Genomic DNA, 15,603 nt, shown 5'->3' on the forward strand with positions numbered 1-15,603 from the left:
AGAACCTGAACAACGAAGACCTGCTGGCGCGCGGCGTGCGCATGCCGTGCCCGATCAAACCATCATCGGTGTGGACAACGCAACAAGGCGCCGCGAAAACACGTGACGGCCGGTTCAGGCATGCGCGAAATCGTAGGCGAGCACGTCGCCGATCTGCGCGGTGCCGCGCATCGCCATCAGCAGCCGGTCCACGCCAACCGCCACGCCCGCGCAATCGGGCAAGGCAGGTAGCGCCTGCAGCAGGCGTTCGTCCAGCGGCGGCAGCACCGCGCCGCGCGCCTGGCGCAGCGCGTGGTCGCGCAGGAAACGCCGGCGCTGCTCGGCGGCATCGTTGAGCTCGTGGTAGCCGTTGGCCAGTTCATAGCTGCCCAGGTACAGCTCGAAGCGCTCGGCCACCGGCGGGTCGCCGTCGCGCACGCGCGCCAGCGCGCACTGGCTGGCCGGCCAGTCGTGGACCACGGTGAGGCGGTCGACCGGGAACGCCGGCTGCAGGCGATGGGTCATCAGCAGATCCAGCCAGTCGTCGCGGCCCAGGCCGTCGGCATCGATGCGGATCTCGCGTAGCGGCTGCTGCAGCGCCTCCAACGGCGCAGTGAATGGATCCAGGCCCAGCCCCTGCAGGAACAGGTCGCGGTAGCTGAGCACCTGCAGCGTGGCGCTGCGCCCGACCAGCGCCAGCGCCGTGCGCACCAGCTCCACGGTCTCCTCGATCAGTTGCCGGTGATCCCAGCCGACCCGGTACCACTCGAGCATGGTGAACTCGGGATTGTGGCGGCCGCCGGCCTCGCCGTTGCGGAACACCCGCCCCAGTTCGTAGCAGTCGCCGATGCCCGCGGCGAGCAGCCGCTTCAGCGGATACTCCGGCGAGGTGCGCAGCCAGCGCAGCGCCGGACCGGCGTCGACATGGCCGCTGAAGCGGGTCTGGAAGCTGTCGATGTTCGGCTCGGTGTTGCCGGCCGCCGACAGCATCGGGGTTTCCACTTCCAGCACGCCGCGCGCGGCGAAGAAGCTGCGGATGGCGGCGTTGAGCCGGGCGCGCAACTGCAGGACGGACAGCAGGTCCATCAGGGCGCCATGTCGAGCCGGCGGCTCAGTTGGTCGCGCGCGTCGTCGCGGTAGCCCAGGCCCAGGTACAGGCGCTTGGCGGCGGCGTTGTGGTGGTTGACCTCCATCCGCAGCACATCCACGCCCAGCGCGCGGGCGCGTGCCTCGACCAGCTCCACCGCGCGCCGTCCCCAGCCGCGACCGCGCGCGGCCGGACCCAGATACAGCTCGTCGAGCAGCAGATAGCGCCCGCCAAGTTCGACGCTGAAGCACGCGGTGACCAGCGCATAGCCGACGACCGCGTCGTCCGGCGCCAGCCACAGCAGCGCCTCGCCCAGCGCCGGCTGCGCCAGCAGCGCCTGCAGGCCACGCGTCACCCGCTCGGCGTCGAACGCGATGCCGTCCTCGGCGTAGAACGCCTGCAGCATCGCCAGCAGGGCCGGCTGGTCGGCCACACCGGCGGTGCGCCAGCGCAGCTCGTCCTGCAGCGTGCCGGGCGCACTCATGCGCCCTGCTCCTGCGCTTGCAGGAACGCCAGCAACTGCGCCTCGTCCCACACCGCCACGCCCAGCTCCTGCGCCTTGTCGAGCTTGGAACCGGCGGCCTCGCCGGCGACCACGAACGCGGTCTTCTTCGACACGCTGCCGGCCACCTTGGCACCCAGCGCCTCCAGGCGTGCCTTGGCCTCGTCGCGGGTCAGCGCGGTCAGCGTGCCGGTCAGCACCGCGGTCTGCCCGTCCAGCGGGCCGGCGCGGCGCCGGGTCTGCGCCGGAGCGGCGTCGAGCAGGCGTTGCATCGCCGCCTCGGCATCCAGGAGCGCCTGCTTCTGCAGCGGATCGGCCAGGTACGCGGCCAGGTTGGCGGCGCCGGCCGTGGACAGGCCGGCGCCGGTCCAGCCGCTTTCGTTGGCGCCCAGCAACGCGTGCAACGTGCCGTAGGTGGCGGCCAGGCGCTGCGCGCTCTTGCCGCCGAGCTTGTCCACCGGCAGCGTGCCGAGCAGATGCGCCAGGTCCAGGCGCTCGCGCAGTTCCGCAGGCGGTGCGCCCTCGTCGGAAAAGCGAATGCCGGCGGCGATCAGCGCATCGACCACCGCGGCGTTGCCGGGCTGCTCGAAGAACGTGGCGATCGAGCGCGCCACCTCGCCGCCGATGTCCGGCAAGGCCTGCAGCAGCACCGCGGGGGTGCTGCGCACGAATGCCAGCGAGCCCAGCCAGTAGGCAAGCGCCTTGGCCGTGGTCTCGCCCAGGTGCGGAATGCCCAGCGCGAACAGGAAGCGCGGCAGCGTGGTGGCGCGGCTGGCGTCGATGCCGGCGACCAGGTTTTCCGCCCACTTGCTCGCCAGCTTGCCGCCCAGGTCCACCGTGAGATGCGCGCGCAGGAAGTCGGCGCGCCGCCACGGCATGGCCGCGTCCTCGAGTGCGGCGCGGCCGGCCGCATCCAGCGCCAACGCGCCCTTGCTGTCCTCCAGCGCCTGCAGCAGGTCGGCGGCGGTGACCGCGTCCAGCGCGGTCTTCATCCGTACCAGATCCTCCACGCTCAAGGCGTACAGGTCGGCGAGCGACTGCACGAAGCCGAACTCGACCAGGGCATCGGCCTGGCGCTCGCCCAGGCCTTCGATGTCCATGGCGCGGCGCGAGGCGAAGTGCCGCACGGCCTCCTTGCGCTGCGCCGCACAGGCCAGGCCGCCGCTGCAGCGCCAGGCCACCGCGTCCTCTTCCTTGACCAGCTCGGAGCCACACACCGGGCAGGTCGCCGGCATCGTCCACGGCGCGGTCCCCGGCGGACGCCGTTCCTCGATCACCCGCACCACTTCCGGGATCACGTCGCCGGCGCGGCGCACGATCACGGTGTCGCCCTCGCGCACATCCAGCCGCGCGATCTGGTCGGCGTTGTGCAAGGTGGCGTTGGTGACGGTGACTCCGGCGACCTGCACCGGCTCCAGCCGCGCCACCGGGGTGACCGCGCCGGTGCGGCCGATCTGCACTTCGATCGCGCGCAGCACGGTGGATTGTTCCTGCGCCGGGAACTTGTGCGCCAGCGCCCAGCGCGGCGCACGCGAAACGAAGCCCATGGCCTGTTGCTGGTCGTAGTCGTCGAGCTTGTAGACCACGCCGTCGATGTCGTACGGCAAGGTGTCGCGGGCGGCGCCGATGCGGCGGAAATAGGCGATCAGGCCGTCGAAGCCGGTGGCGGTGTCCGCCTCCGGAGCGACGGGGAAGCCGTAGTCGCGCAGCAGTTGCAGGGTCTGCGAATGGGTTTCGGGCAGTTCCAGGCCGCGCACCTCGCCCACCGAGTAGGCGAAGAATGCCAGCGGCCGGCGCCGGGTCACCGCCGGATCAAGCTGGCGCAGCGAGCCGGCGGCGCCGTTGCGCGGATTGGCCAGCAGCTTCTCGTTGCGCTCCAGCGCCTGCGCGTTCCACGCGGCGAAGGCGGCGCGCGGCATGTAGATCTCGCCGCGCACTTCCAGCACCGCCGGCGGCGGCACGCCGAGGTCGCGCAGCTTCAGCGGCACCGAACGTACCTGGCGCAGGTTGGCGGTGACGTCCTCGCCGGTGCTGCCGTCGCCGCGGGTGGCGCCCTGCACGAACACGCCGTCCTCGTAGCGCAGGCTGATCGCCAGGCCATCGAGTTTCGGCTCCACCGAGAACACCGGCGCGGCCAGTTCGAGTTCGCGCTCGATACGGCGCTCGAAATCGGCGACCTCGGCGAAGCGCGTGCGGTCGTCGGCGTCCTCGGCCACGCCCGGGGTTTCGAAGGCATTGGCCAGCGAGAGCATCGGGATCGCGTGGCGCACCTCGGGAAAGCCGCCGTCCGGCCGCGCGCCGACCTTGCGCGTCGGCGAATCCGCGCTGGCCAGCTCCGGGTGCGCGGCTTCCAGCGCCTCCAACTCGCGCATCAGCGCGTCGTACTCGGCATCGGGAATCGACGCGTCGTCGAGCACGTAGTAGCGATGGTTGGCGTCGTCGATGCGCTGACGCAAGTCGGCGACACGCTGCTGGGGATCGGGAGTGACGGTCATGCGCAGCGGAAAGGCGGGTAACGGAGAGGGGGCGATAGTAGCTGGAAGGCGGGGATTGGGGAGTCGGCTTGACGGCCGGACGGCCGGGATTGGGGATTGGGGATTGGGGATTCGCAAGAGCCGAGCTCGGACTTCTGGTGTCGGCGGCGGTCGGACCCTCATCCGCCCCTTCGGGGCACCTTCTCCCAAAGGGAGAAGGGAGAAGCTGTGAAGCCCCTCTCCCATCGGGAGAGGGGTTGGGGTGAGGGTACGGGGCGCGCAGCGCCATCGACGTCACCACCCCGGCTTTTGCCAATCCCCAATCCCCAATCCCGGCCTCAAGCCCATCCCGAAATCCCAAATCCCGAATCCCGCCCCCTCACACCCTTGCCGCGCCATTAACACCTCGTTAACGTGACCTCCCCCGCCCGCTCTGGAGAGCCACGTGTCGCTACCGGTCTCGCGCCGTTCCTTCCTGTCCCTGGCCACCTCCGGTCTGGCGCTCGGCGCCGTGGGCCTGTCCCCCGTTGCCGAGGCGGCGCGGCGCAAGGCAGCGGCCGCCGCAGCCGCGACACCCGGCGTGGCGCCGGCCGCCGGCACGGTCTACCTCAACTTCAACGAATGCCCGCTGGGTCCGGCACCCGCCGCGCTGGCAGCCGCACAGGCGATCCTGCCGCGCAGCGGGCGCTATCTGTTCGAGCTGTCGGACGAACTGATCGCCGCCTTCGTCGGCCAGCAGCGCCTGCCGGCCGACCACGTGGCGGTGTATCCCGGCTCCAGCGAGCCGCTGGCGCGGGCCGCGCGCGCCTTCACCACGCCGCGCGCTGGCGTGGTGGTGGCCGATCCGACCTTCGAGGCGGTCGCCGACGTGGCCGCCGCGCATGGCGCGCCGGTGCGGCGGGTGCCGCTGCGCGCCGACGGCGCGCACGACGTCAAGACCATGGCCAGCGTCGACCCGAATGCCGGCCTGATCTACCTGTGCAATCCGAACAACCCGACCGGTTCGATCACCAAGCGCGCCGACATCGAATGGCTGCTGGCCAACAAGCCCGCCTCCAGCGTGCTGCTGGTCGACGAGGCCTACCTGCACTACAGCGAGGAGCCGTCGGTGATCGACCTGATCGGCCAGCGCCAGGACCTGCTGGTGCTGCGCACCTTCTCCAAGCTGTACGGCATGGCCGGGCTGCGCCTGGGCCTAGCGGTGGCCGCGCCGGGGCTGCAGACCAAGCTGGCCGCGTTCGGCGAGAATCCGGTGTCGGTGCCTGCGCTGGCCGCCGGCATCGCCAGCCTGCAGGACCTGCAACTGGTGCCGACCCGCCGCGCCGAGAACGCGCGCATCCGCGACGCCACCATCGCCTGGCTGCAGAGCAAGGGCTACAAGTGCCTGCCGTCGCAGGCCAACTGCTTCATGGTCGACGTCAAGCGCGACGGCGCCACGTTCGCCGCGGCGATGGCCAAGCAAGGCGTGATCGTCGGCCGCAGCTGGCCGATCTGGCCGAAGCTGGTGCGCGTCACCGTGGGCACCGAAGCGGAGATGCTGCGGTTTCGGGAGGCGTTTGGGAAGGCGCGCAAGTAGCTTGGGGGCCGGGAATCGGGAATGGAGAATCGGGAATCGTAAAAGCGGGTTGTCGTGCGGCTGAGGCGTGCCTGGTTTTGCCCTGGCATTCACGTTGCGAATTCGCGATTCGCTAGCCTCGGCGCCAACGCTCGATTGGCGGTGAGTCGGGATTCGGGAAGGGCACTGGGAATTCGCAACAGCCAAAGCTAGGGGCTTTGGCATCGGCGGCGGTCGCGCCCTCATCCGCCCCCTTCGGTGGCACCTTCTCCCGGTGGGAGAAGGGAAAAACGCACGGGGCAATCAGCACCAGGAAATCGCTTTTACGATTCCCCATTCCCGTTTCCCCATTCCCGGCACCAAACTACCAGCGTGGTGCTTTCGTCAACGGCGGCGCCTGGTGCTGGCGGTCGTAGGCGCGCAGGTCGTCGCGGATGTGGGCGATGCGCTGGCGGCCCAGGGCGTTGCGGCTGTCGTCCAGGACCACGCCGTCGAGCAGTTCGCCCATGCGCTGCACGGTCGGCAGCATCTTCTCCCAGGCGTCGAGCGCGGTCATCGGCGCCGGCAACGTCAGGAAGAAGGCGATCGCCGGGGTCTCCATCTCGCGGATGTGCGCCATGTCGAAGCTGCCCGGCTTCATGATGCTGGCCATGCTGAAGATCGGGCCGCGCTCTGGATGCCCCTCGACCAGGCGGTGGAACACGTTCATGTGGCCGAAGGTCAGGCCGGTCTTCTCCGCCGCCACCACGATGTCCTCGCCGCGCAGCACCTGCCCGGCGCGGGCGGCGACGTACAGCGAGACGATCTTGTCGAAATCCTGGCTCGGGCGCTTGCCGAGTTCGGCGCCCGGCGCCTCCGCGGCGGGCAGGCCCAGTTCGGGCTGGCGCGCGTCGCCGTCGACACCATCGGCGGCCAGCGCGTCATCGCCGACCGCCGGGGCGGCGTCGCCCAGCGAGGGTTCGCGGCGCGGCGCGGCCGGATCGGCCGGCTCCACGCGCCGGCCCTGGCTCGGTTTCTTGGGGCGGCCGAACAGGAAGATCGCCGCAATCAACAGCAAGCCGGCGGCGAGGATGCCGATGCGTAGCATTGCCATGTCGGACATTCAGGGGTTACTCCGGCAAGGGTACACAGGGGAAACGTAGCTGCTTGCGCACGAGGTCTGTCCCTACAGCGACAGCGCCTCGACGCGCATCACGCCCTTTAGCATGTCACGTCAGGCCGCGCCCGCCAAACGCGCGGCCTCCTCCAGGTCCACGCTGACCAGGCGGCTGACGCCCGGTTCGCGCATGGTGACGCCGCTGAGCTGGTGCGCCGCCTCCATCGTCGCCTTGTTGTGGCTGACGAACAGGAACTGCACTTTCTCGCTCATTTCCTTGACCATCGCCGCCAGGCGGCCGACGTTGGCCTCGTCCAGCGGCGCGTCCACCTCGTCGAGCAGGCAGAACGGTGCCGGGTTGAGCTGGAAGATCGCGAACACCAGCGCCACCGCGGTCATCGCCTTTTCGCCGCCGGACAGCAGCGAGATGCTGGACACGCGCTTGCCGGGGGGCCGCGCCATGATCGCCACGCCGGTGTCCAGCAGGTCCTCGCCCGTCAGTTCCAGGTAGGCGTGGCCGCCGCCGAACAGGCGCGGATACAGCGCCTGCACGCCGGAGTTGACCCGGTCGAAGGTGTCCTTGAAGCGGCCGCGGGTTTCGCGGTCGATCTTGCGGATGGCGTCTTCCAGGGTCTCCAGCGCGGTATTGAGGTCGACGTCCTGCGCTTCCAGGTACTCGGCGCGCTGCGCGGCCTCGCCGTACTCGCTGATCGCCGCCAGATTGACCGGCTCCAGCCGGCGCATGCGCGCGTCGATCTGCTGCACTGCCTGCTCCCACTCGGCCGGGTCGGCGTGCTCGGGCAGGCCGTTGATCACGTCCTCGAGCACGAAGCCGGCCTTGACCACCGCCGCCGACAGCTGCTCGGCGCTGAGCACCAGCGCCTGCTGGTCGAGCCGGCGCTGGGCGATGCGTTCGCGCTGCGCCAGCGCCTGCTCGTCGCGCTGCTGGCGGGTCTGCTCCAGCGCGCGCAGTTCGTTGTCGATGCCGTCCAGCAGCGCGCGCGCCTCGCCGAGTGCGCGATCGGTGCGCACGCGCTCGCTGAGCGCAGCCTGGTGCTCGGCCTCCAGCGCCAGCACCGGCGAGTCGCCCTCGTTCAACTGCGCGCTGAGCTCGCCCAGGCGCGCGTCCAGTTGCCCGCGCTGGTTGCCCATGCGCTCCAGCGCCTGGCTCAGCGAGGCGATCTGGGTGCGCTGCGACTCCAGGGTCAGGGCCAGCGCGTGCGAGGCTTCGCGCACCCGCCGCGCAGCGTCGCGGGCCAGGTCGCGCGCTTCGGTGAGCTGGCGACGTTCGCTTTCCAGCGCGTGCCGCACCGACTCCAGGTCGCCCATGCTGGTGACCGCGTCTTCCAGCTTGGAGCGCGCCTCGCGCGCCTGCTCGCGGCTGCTGTCCAAGGTCTCCAGCAGCTGCGCGACCTCCAGCTCGATGCGCTCGATGCGGGTGCGCGCGGCGTCGACCTTGCCCTGCTGGCTCTGCAACTGTCCGGCCAGTTCGGAGGCGCTGCGGTGCGCCTGGTACAGCTGCCGCTGCGCGTCCTCGCGCTGCTGCTCGCCGGCCAGCAACTGCGCGCGCATCTCGCCGAGGCGGTGTTCGAGGTCGGCCTCGCGCTCCTGCAGCGTCTCGATCTGCCCGCGCAGGCTCTGGATCTCGCGCTCGCGCAGCAGCGCGCCCTGCTTGGCCGCGCCGGAGCGCGACACCCGCAACCAGCCCTGGCCCAGGCGCGCGCCGTCGCGGGTGACGATGGAGTCGCCCTCGCCCAGCTGCGGCAGCAGCGCCCGCGCGGCAGCCAGGTCCTCGGCCGCGTGCAGCCGCGCCAGCAGCCGGCGGATCGCGATCGGCCCCTGCACTTTGGCCGCCAGCGAGGTCGGCGCGAAGGTCTCGGCCGCCTCCTCGCCGCTGACCAGGGCGATGCGGCCTTCGCCGAGTTCGCCCAGCGCATCGACCAGTTGTTCCGGCGCCTCCACCAGCACGCCTTCGATCAACTGCCCGAGCGCGCCTTCGACGGCGTTCTCCCAGCCGCTCTCGACGTTGAGCCGTTCGCCGACGCGCGCCGCCGAATCCAGCCCGCGCGCCTGCAGCCAGGCCACTGCCGCGCCCTGCTCCTGGCCGAGCGCAGCCTGCTGCAGGGTTTCCAGCGACGACAGCCGCCCGCGCGCGGCCTGCGCCTGCTTGCGCACGTCGGCCAGTTCGGCCTGCGCGGTGCGCTGCTGGTCCTGCAGCGCCGCCACCGCCTGCTTGCGCGCCTCGACCTGCTCGGTCAGGCCGTCCAGCGCGGCGCGCTGGGTCTCGTGCTGCAGTTCCAGTTGCGCGAACGCCTCGGCCAGCGCGTCCAGGTCCAGCCCGGCGCGCTCGGCCAGCAGCGCCTCGCGGCGGCGCTCGGCCTCCAGCGACTGCCGGTCCAGGTAATCGACGCGGGTGCGCTCCACTTCGCCGGCACGCGAGGCTTCGGCGGTGTTGCGCTGATGCGATTCCCAGCGCTGCTGCCAGTCGGCCAGGCGCGCCTCGGCCTCGCGCAGCGCTTCCTGCTTGTATTCGTTGTCTTCCTGCAACTGCTCCAACTGCGGGCCGGCAACGTCCACCGATTCGCGCAGCAGCGCCAGCTTGGCCTCGTCGGTGCCGATGTGCTGGCCAAGTTCGGCCAGCGCCGTTTGCGTCTCGTCGCGCGCCTTGTGCAGGCGCTGCGACAGGTCGCGCTGGTGCTGGATCTGCTGCTCGATCCGGGCCAGGGTGCTGCCGACCTTGTAGACCTCGGCCTGCGCGGTGCTGAGCGCCTCGGCGGCCTCCTCGCGGCGCACGCGGCCGGTCTCGATGCGCGCCTCGGCATCGCGCTGTTCGGCGATCAGCTGCTGCAGGCGCGTCTCTTCCTGGCCCAGCGCCTCGCGCAGGCCCTGCAGGCGCCCGTCCAGGCCGCGGTATTCCAGCGCCTTCCACTGCGCGTCCTTGATCCGCCGTTCTTCCTGCAGCGCCTGGTACTGCTCGGCTTGGCGCGCCTGGCGCTTGAGGTGCTCGAGCTGCTTGCCGATCTCCTCGCGCAAATCGCCCAGACGCTCCAGGTTCTCGCGGGTATGGCGGATGCGGGTCTCGGTCTCCTTGCGCCGCTCCTTGTACTTGGAGATGCCGGCGGCCTCTTCCAGGTACACGCGCAGGTCTTCCGGGCGCGCCTCGATGATCTGGCTGATCATGCCCTGCTCGATGATCGAGTAGCTGCGCGGGCCCAGGCCGGTGCCCAGGAACAGATCGGTGATGTCGCGGCGCCGGCACTTGGTGCCGTTGAGGTAGTAGCTGCTGCTGCCGTCGCGGCTGACCTGGCGCTTGACCGAGATCTCGTTGAACGAGGCGTACTCGCCCGCGATGGTGTGGTCGGTGTTGTCGAAGATCAGTTCCACCGTGGCCTGCGACACCGGCTTGCGCGCCGAGGAACCGGAGAAGATCACGTCCGTCAGCGAATCGCCGCGCAACCGGCTGGCCGAACTTTCGCCCATCACCCAGCGCACCGCGTCGATGATGTTCGACTTGCCGCAGCCGTTCGGACCGACGATGCCGGTCATGTTGGTCGGCAGGTGCAGCGTGGTCGGATCGACGAAGGACTTGAAGCCGGACAGCTTGATGGTCGACAGGCGCATGGTGCGGGCAATCCATGGCAGACGCCGCCGGCATTCCGAGCTGCGCTGCCGCTAATGAAGATCCAGGTGAGGTCCTGCGTCCAACCCATTGATGCGGCTACACCGCTGGGCCGACATCGGACACGAGTCGCTGAGTATAGCGGCCCCCGCGCGGCACTGGGGCGGCCGGCGCCGGGCGGCGGCGATGCGACGGCGGTCGCATACGCGGGCGACCGCGACCCACCGGCCAGGGCAGCACGGCACACTCAGGTGGCGCAGGTCGGCAAAAACGACACGGGCACCTTGCGGTGCCCGTGTCGGTACAGCGATGACGCAGGGATCAGGCGTCGGCTTCGACCACGACCTTGACCGTGGTTTCCACGTCGGCGTGCAGGCGCACCAGCACCTCGTACTCGCCGATGTTGCGGAACGCGCCTTCGCCCAGCACCACTTCGCCCTTCTCCAGCGGCATGCCGGCGGCGGTGAAGGCCTCGGCGATGTCGCGCGGGCCGACCGAGCCGTACAGCTTGCCTTCGGTGGAGGCGTTGGCCTTGACGGTCACGCTGGCACCTTCCAGCTTGGCGGCGCGGGCTTCGGCGTCGTCGTGGATCGACTTGGCCTTGGCTTCGTACTCGGCGCGCTTGGCTTCGAACTCGGCGATGTTGGCGGCGGTGGCCGGCACGGCCTTGCCCTGCGGCACCAGGTAGTTGCGGCCGTAGCCCGGCTTGACGTCGACCTTGTCGCCGAGGCCGCCCAGGTTGGTCACTTTCTGCAGAAGAATCAGTTGCATGGTCTTGCTCCGTTATTCGTTAGCGTCGGCACGCGGCCGCCGCAACGGGTGCTGTCCGAATAGGAGAAGCCGGGATTGGGGATGGGGAATCGGGATTGCGCCCGATCGACACCGCACTTTTCTAATCGCCAGACTTCGCTTGAATGCCCGCACCGGAGGGTGCGGGCCGTATCGCTCCGGGAAACCCGGAATTAAACGTCGTGGTTGTCCGTGTACGGGATCAGCGCCAGGAAACGCGCGCGCTTGACGGCCGTGGCCAGCTGACGCTGGTACTTGGACTTGGTGCCGGTCACGCGGCTCGGCACGATCTTGCCGTTCTCGGTGAGGTACTGGCGCAGGGTGTTGAGATCCTTGTAATCGATCTCCTTGACGCCCTCGGCGGTGAACTTGCAGAACTTGCGACGACGGAAGAACTTGGACATGAGCATGCTCCTTAGGCGGCTTCGGCGGCGTCGCCGTCGGTTTCGGTGGCGGCGGCGGGCGCATCGCCCTCTTCGTCGTCGCGACGACGGCGCTCACCGCGCTCGGGCTTGTCGGCCTTCTCGTCCTTGCTCTTCATGATCAGCGACTGCTCGGTGTCGGCGCCGTCGCGCTTGATCACCAGGTGGCGCAGCACTGCGTCGTTGAAGCGGAAGCTCTCGACCAGCTCGCTCAGCACGGCCTGGTCCACTTCGATGTTCAGCATGACGTAGTGGGCCTTCACCAGGTTCTGGATCGGGTACGCCAGCTGGCGGCGGCCCCAGTCTTCCAGACGGTGGATGGTGCCCTTGCCGTTCTCGACCAGCGACTTGTAGCGCTCGATCATGGCCGGGACCTGCTCGCTCTGGTCCGGGTGGACCAGGAACACGATTTCGTAATGACGACTCATGGTGTGTACCTTTCGGATGTGGCCTTGCGGCCGGACAGCCCCCCGCGGTGCGACGGCGGTGGGGCAAGGACTCCTGCCGGGAAGGCAGGAAGCCGCACATTATGACCGAGATGCCCACTCACCGACAAGCCAGCCATCCCCGGTGCGGGACAGGGACGCCACTGCAGCGGACGAAACCAATCGAATCAACGGCTTAGATCAGTCCATGTGCATACAGGCGATGCTGGCTGCCCTGCAGGCAGCGGAACAGGCAGCCAACGGGCCGCGCGGCCGTCGGCAATACACCAGGGACACACAGACTGCGGGGCGACGCCGGCGCAGTAGAACGGTCCCTGGTAGCACATGCGCGGGTTTCACCGCAGCAGTCGCAGACGCCGTCTCCCTGCGCGAAGCACAGCGCAGAGGCGCTTGGGTGATGAAGGAACTGAGGCAGTTGAATACGAACCGATGCCGCCCTGCCCTGCGCCCTCCTGGAGGAGGCCGCCTGGCCGCAGCGGCGACGCTCAGGGTGCGCCGGCGTGCGCGGCGTCGGTGGTGAAGCTCTCGCCGCAGCCGCATTCGGCGGTGGCGTTCGGGTTGCGGAACACGAAGGTCTCGCCCAGGCCCTGCTTGGCGAAGTCGATCTCGGTGCCGTCCACCAGCGGCAGGCTGGTCGCATCGACGTAGATGCGCACGCCGTCCTGCTCGAACACTGCATCGTCCGCACGCGCCTCGCGCGCCAGGTCGGTGACGTGGCCCCAGCCGGAACAACCGGTGCGCTCGACGCCGAAGCGCAATCCCAGGGCGCCTGGCGTCTGCGCGACGAAGCGCTGCACGCGGGCGTGGGCGACGGGGGTGAGACGGATGGCCATGACGAACTCCGGCGACTGCGAACGGACATTATAGGAAGGACGGCGACCGATCGCCGCATGCCTCGCAAGCGCCGCGCTTCAGCCAGTACACTTGCCCCTTCCATATCGAGTCGCTGCGGCGAGGATTCAAGTCATGACGGTGGTGAGCGTTGCACATGCGCTGGCCGGGAAGATCCCGGAAGGCGGCGAAGTCACGGTGCGGGGATGGGTGCGCACGCTGCGCGGATCTGCCGGACTGGCTTTCATCAACGTGACCGACGGCTCCTGCTTCGCCCCGATCCAGGTGGTGGCGACCGACGCGCTGCCCAACTTCGACGAGGTCAAGCGGCTCACCGGCAGTTGCTCGCTGATCGCCAAGGGCGTGCTGGTGAAGTCGCAGGGCAAGGGCCAGTCGTACGAGATCCAGGCCAGCGCGGTGGAGGTGGTGGGCTGGGTCGAGGACCCGCTGACCTACCCGATCCAGCCCAAGCCGATGTCGCCGGAGTTCCTGCGCGAGGTCGCGCACCTGCGCCCGCGCACCAACCTGTTCGGCGCGGTGACGCGCATCCGCAACTGCCTGGCGCAGGCGGTGCACCGCTATTTCCACAGCAACGGCTATTCCTGGATCAGCACGCCGATCATCACCACCTCCGACGCCGAAGGCGCCGGACAGATGTTCCGCGTCTCCACCCTGGACCTGGCCAACCTGCCGCGCGACGCGCAGGGCCAGGTCGACTTCGGCCGCGACTTCTTCGGCAAGGAGACCTTCCTGACCGTGTCCGGCCAGCTCAACGTCGAGGCCTACTGCCTGGCGCTGAGCAAGGTCTACACCTTCGGCCCCACCTTCCGCGCCGAGAACAGCCACACCACCCGCCACCTGGCCGAGTTCTGGATGATCGAGCCGGAGATCGCCTTCGCCGACCTGGCCGAAGATGCGCGCGTGGCCGAGGACTTCCTCAAGTACCTGTTCCGCGCGGTGCTGGACGAGCGCGCCGACGACCTGGCGTTCATCGCCGAGCGCGTGGACAAGACCGCGATCAGCAAGCTGGAGACCTTCATCAACTCGCCGTTCGAGCGCATCGAGTACGGCGACGCGATCAGCCTGCTGCAGAAGTCCGGGCAGAAGTTCGAGTTCCCGGTGGAATGGGGCCTGGACCTGCAGACCGAGCACGAGCGCTGGCTGACCGAGCAGCACGTCGGCCGGCCGGTGGTGGTGACCAACTACCCCGAGCACATCAAGGCGTTCTACATGCGCCTGAACGACGACGGCAAGACTGTCGCGGCGATGGACGTGCTGGCGCCGGGCATCGGCGAGATCATCGGCGGCAGCCAGCGCGAGGAACGCCTGGACGTGCTGGACGCGCGCATGCTGCAGTTCGGCCTGGATCCGCAGCACTACGGCTGGTACCGCGACTTCCGCCGCTATGGCACGGTGCCGCACGCCGGCTTCGGCCTGGGCTTCGAGCGTCTGGTGGTGTACGTGTGCGGGCTGAGCAACATCCGCGACGCCATCCCCTACCCGCGCGCGCCGGGCAGCGCCGAGTTCTGAGGCAAGCCGGGGAGCGCACGCCATGATCCTGTTTTTCGCGCTGTGCTTCGTCGGCGTGGCGATCGCCGGCGCCAGCGCGTTCCTGATCTTCTGGCCGCTGACCCTGGTGCATATCCGCGACCGCCATCCACCGCTGGTGGCGGCGTTCGGGCCGGGCGCCTTCCTCAAGCCGGTCGCGCTGGGCTGGCTGCTGGCGCGGCGCTACCGTCCGCTCGGCGACCGCGGGCTGTCCGGCCTGGCGACGCCGGCCTGGCTGTCGCTGCTGACCATCTTTTTCGGCCTGGGCATGGCCGCCCTGCTCTGGCTGCTTTCCCTGGTGATTCCATGACTTCAGATTCTCCCGCCCACGATCAGTGGTACCTGGCCAGCCTCGGCCGCCTGCTGGTATGGGCGCGCCTGCGCGTGCGCGCCGCCGGCACCGCCGAGGTGCTGGACAGCGATGGCAACACCCTCAGCTACGACAGCGAGGACACCGCCCGCGCGGCCCTGTTCGACGCCGAGTTCGTCGCCTTCGACGGCCTGGACGAGGACGATGCGCGGGCGCGCGGCTTTTCGCTGGGCGAGGTGTCGCCGCCGCAGGCCGACGACGATGCCGGCCTGCGCGGGCGCATGACCCAGACCCTGGGCGCGCGCGCCTGATCCGGCGATGCACGTTCCACCCGCCTTCGCCGAACGCGACCTGGGCGCGCTCGATGCGCTGATCGCCGACAACCCGTTCGCCACCCTGGTCACCGTCGCCGACGGCCTGCCCTGCGCCACGCCGTTGCCGGTGCTGTACCGGCGCGACGGTGAACGCATCCTGGTCGAAGGCCATTGGTCGCGCGCCAACCCGCAGGCGCGGCACGCCGGGCCGGCCTTGCTGATCGTGCACGGCCCGCACGCCTACGTCTCGCCAAGCTGGTACCCGGACAAGGAGGCGATGGCGCGGGTGCCGACCTGGAACTACGCCACCGCGCACCTGCACGGGCAGTTGCACGCCAGCGACGACGAAGCGCTGCTGGCCGATGTGGTGGCGCGGCTGAGCGAACGCCACGAGCGCGCGCTGGGCAGCGACTGGCGCTACGAGCCGGACAACGACGCGCACCGACGCCAGTTGCGCGGCATCGTCGGTTTCCGTTTCCAGGTCGAGCGGGTCGAGCTGAAGTTCAAGCTCAGCCAGAACCATCCGCCGGCGAACCAGGCTGCGGTGCGGGAGGCGTTGCAGGCCCAGGAAAACTCCGGCGCGCAAGCCGTCGCGGCGCTGATGCGCGCGCGTCGCCCGGACTGACCCCAC

The 15,603-nt window shown here is 69.8% G+C and carries 15 protein-coding genes; 5 read left to right on the forward strand and 10 right to left on the reverse strand.

What is annotated here, in order from left to right; translation table 11 throughout:
- Positions 1-114: 114 nt before the first annotated feature.
- Genes epmA through ligA form a run of 3 tightly spaced genes read right to left on the reverse strand, consistent with a single transcriptional unit; the run spans position 115 to position 4,063 of the window.
- Positions 115-1,065 carry an EF-P lysine aminoacylase EpmA gene (gene epmA / locus RAB71_RS12270; RefSeq protein ID WP_010342538.1) on the reverse strand — a complete coding sequence of 317 codons (951 nt, stop codon included), beginning with the start codon at positions 1,063-1,065 and terminating at the stop codon, positions 115-117.
- On the reverse strand, positions 1,065-1,550 hold the full coding sequence (locus RAB71_RS12275; protein WP_010342537.1) for a GNAT family N-acetyltransferase: 486 nt from the start codon (positions 1,548-1,550) through the stop codon (positions 1,065-1,067). The genes epmA and RAB71_RS12275 overlap by 1 nt, the downstream gene beginning before the upstream one ends.
- Positions 1,547-4,063 (reverse strand): NAD-dependent DNA ligase LigA, encoded by a 2,517-nt coding sequence (gene ligA, locus RAB71_RS12280; protein WP_029562022.1) that lies wholly within the window; start codon positions 4,061-4,063, stop codon positions 1,547-1,549. The genes RAB71_RS12275 and ligA overlap by 4 nt, the downstream gene beginning before the upstream one ends.
- A 424-nt stretch (positions 4,064-4,487) precedes the next feature.
- Between ligA and RAB71_RS12285 the strand changes: the two genes are divergently transcribed.
- Positions 4,488-5,618: a pyridoxal phosphate-dependent aminotransferase gene (locus RAB71_RS12285; RefSeq protein WP_104609488.1), complete on the forward strand. Its 1,131-nt coding sequence runs from the start codon at positions 4,488-4,490 to the stop codon at positions 5,616-5,618.
- A gap of 343 nt (positions 5,619-5,961) precedes the next feature.
- Here RAB71_RS12285 and zipA read toward each other — a convergent pair whose 3' ends face one another.
- The 7 genes from zipA to RAB71_RS12320 form a co-directional block, all read right to left on the reverse strand.
- Entirely contained in the window at positions 5,962-6,699 is a 738-nt protein-coding gene (zipA, locus tag RAB71_RS12290) for a cell division protein ZipA (protein WP_010342533.1), read from the reverse strand.
- 111 nt (positions 6,700-6,810) lie between these two features.
- Entirely contained in the window at positions 6,811-10,314 is a 3,504-nt protein-coding gene (smc, locus tag RAB71_RS12295; protein WP_010342532.1) for a chromosome segregation protein SMC, read from the reverse strand.
- A gap of 319 nt (positions 10,315-10,633) precedes the next feature.
- Complete coding sequence (gene rplI, locus RAB71_RS12300) at positions 10,634-11,083, reverse strand: 50S ribosomal protein L9 (RefSeq protein WP_010342531.1); 450 nt, start codon at positions 11,081-11,083, stop codon at positions 10,634-10,636.
- A gap of 191 nt (positions 11,084-11,274) precedes the next feature.
- Positions 11,275-11,505 (reverse strand): 30S ribosomal protein S18, encoded by a 231-nt coding sequence (rpsR, locus tag RAB71_RS12305; RefSeq protein WP_002804494.1) that lies wholly within the window; start codon positions 11,503-11,505, stop codon positions 11,275-11,277.
- Between the two features lie 11 nt (positions 11,506-11,516).
- Positions 11,517-11,951, reverse strand: coding sequence for a 30S ribosomal protein S6 (rpsF, locus tag RAB71_RS12310; protein WP_010342529.1), 435 nt, complete (start codon positions 11,949-11,951; stop codon positions 11,517-11,519).
- Between the two features lie 185 nt (positions 11,952-12,136).
- Positions 12,137-12,295 (reverse strand): CbrC family protein, encoded by a 159-nt coding sequence (locus tag RAB71_RS12315; protein WP_138985741.1) that lies wholly within the window; start codon positions 12,293-12,295, stop codon positions 12,137-12,139.
- A 159-nt stretch (positions 12,296-12,454) separates the two neighbouring features.
- Complete coding sequence (locus RAB71_RS12320) at positions 12,455-12,802, reverse strand: iron-sulfur cluster assembly accessory protein (protein ID WP_010342528.1); 348 nt, start codon at positions 12,800-12,802, stop codon at positions 12,455-12,457.
- Positions 12,803-12,935: 133 nt separating this feature from the next.
- Between RAB71_RS12320 and asnS the strand changes: the two genes are divergently transcribed.
- The 4 genes from asnS to RAB71_RS12340 are packed head-to-tail and all read left to right on the forward strand — an operon-like array spanning position 12,936 to position 15,597.
- Positions 12,936-14,330 carry an asparagine--tRNA ligase gene (gene asnS / locus RAB71_RS12325; protein ID WP_010342527.1) on the forward strand — a complete coding sequence of 465 codons (1,395 nt, stop codon included), beginning with the start codon at positions 12,936-12,938 and terminating at the stop codon, positions 14,328-14,330.
- A gap of 22 nt (positions 14,331-14,352) precedes the next feature.
- Complete coding sequence (locus RAB71_RS12330; protein WP_010342526.1) at positions 14,353-14,658, forward strand: hypothetical protein; 306 nt, start codon at positions 14,353-14,355, stop codon at positions 14,656-14,658.
- Positions 14,655-14,969, forward strand: a complete 315-nt coding sequence (locus RAB71_RS12335) for a hypothetical protein (RefSeq protein ID WP_010342525.1) — start codon at positions 14,655-14,657, stop codon at positions 14,967-14,969. Before RAB71_RS12330 ends, RAB71_RS12335 begins: the two co-directional genes overlap by 4 nt.
- Before the next feature lie 7 nt (positions 14,970-14,976).
- A complete protein-coding gene (locus RAB71_RS12340; protein ID WP_010342524.1) occupies positions 14,977-15,597 on the forward strand; it encodes an FMN-binding negative transcriptional regulator in 621 nt (206 codons plus the stop codon).
- Positions 15,598-15,603 lie beyond the last annotated feature (6 nt).

Origin of the sequence: Xanthomonas sacchari, from assembly GCF_040529065.1 — a bacterium.
Classification (GTDB): Bacteria; Pseudomonadota; Gammaproteobacteria; order Xanthomonadales; family Xanthomonadaceae; genus Xanthomonas_A; species Xanthomonas_A sacchari.

Coding starts and splice junctions, on each gene's coding strand:
- epmA (WP_010342538.1), bottom strand. CDS start 1,065: ATGGACCTGCTGTCCGTCCTGCAGTTGCGCGCCCGGCTCAACGCCGCC.
- RAB71_RS12275 (WP_010342537.1), bottom strand. CDS start 1,550: ATGAGTGCGCCCGGCACGCTGCAGGACGAGCTGCGCTGGCGCACCGCC.
- ligA (WP_029562022.1), bottom strand. CDS start 4,063: ATGACCGTCACTCCCGATCCCCAGCAGCGTGTCGCCGACTTGCGTCAG.
- zipA (WP_010342533.1), bottom strand. CDS start 6,699: ATGTCCGACATGGCAATGCTACGCATCGGCATCCTCGCCGCCGGCTTG.
- smc (WP_010342532.1), bottom strand. CDS start 10,314: ATGCGCCTGTCGACCATCAAGCTGTCCGGCTTCAAGTCCTTCGTCGAT.
- rplI (WP_010342531.1), bottom strand. CDS start 11,083: ATGCAACTGATTCTTCTGCAGAAAGTGACCAACCTGGGCGGCCTCGGC.
- rpsR (WP_002804494.1), bottom strand. CDS start 11,505: ATGTCCAAGTTCTTCCGTCGTCGCAAGTTCTGCAAGTTCACCGCCGAG.
- rpsF (WP_010342529.1), bottom strand. CDS start 11,951: ATGAGTCGTCATTACGAAATCGTGTTCCTGGTCCACCCGGACCAGAGC.
- RAB71_RS12315 (WP_138985741.1), bottom strand. CDS start 12,295: ATGTGCTACCAGGGACCGTTCTACTGCGCCGGCGTCGCCCCGCAGTCT.
- RAB71_RS12320 (WP_010342528.1), bottom strand. CDS start 12,802: ATGGCCATCCGTCTCACCCCCGTCGCCCACGCCCGCGTGCAGCGCTTC.
- asnS (WP_010342527.1), top strand. CDS start 12,936: ATGACGGTGGTGAGCGTTGCACATGCGCTGGCCGGGAAGATCCCGGAA.
- RAB71_RS12330 (WP_010342526.1), top strand. CDS start 14,353: ATGATCCTGTTTTTCGCGCTGTGCTTCGTCGGCGTGGCGATCGCCGGC.
- RAB71_RS12335 (WP_010342525.1), top strand. CDS start 14,655: ATGACTTCAGATTCTCCCGCCCACGATCAGTGGTACCTGGCCAGCCTC.
- RAB71_RS12340 (WP_010342524.1), top strand. CDS start 14,977: ATGCACGTTCCACCCGCCTTCGCCGAACGCGACCTGGGCGCGCTCGAT.